A 265-nucleotide genomic window follows, 5' to 3' on the forward strand; every position below is an offset into this window, starting at 1 on the left:
GCCGGGTCGATACCGGCCCGCTCCAGCACCTCCCACGACGTCTCCAGCAGCAACCGCTGCTGCGGATCCATCGCCAATGCCTCACGCGGCGAAATCCCGAACAACCCCGCATCGAACTCCGACGCGTCGTAGAGGAAACCACCCTCACGCACATACACCCGGCCCGCAGTGCCCGGCTCCGGATCGTAAAGACCCTCCAGATCCCAACCACGATCCGACGGGAACCCGCCGATCGCGTCCCCGCCCTCACTGACCAGCCGCCACA

At 66.8% G+C, this 265-nt stretch carries 1 protein-coding gene; it reads right to left on the reverse strand.

The window, feature by feature from the left end; all coding sequences use genetic code 11:
• Nucleotides 1–265: beta-ketoacyl synthase N-terminal-like domain-containing protein (locus tag IH68_RS51500; RefSeq protein ID WP_037886811.1), on the reverse strand; the 265-nt coding region annotated here is incomplete at both ends.

Source organism: Streptomyces sp. NRRL S-646, assembly GCF_000720765.1.
Taxonomy (GTDB): Bacteria; Actinomycetota; Actinomycetes; order Streptomycetales; family Streptomycetaceae; genus Streptomyces.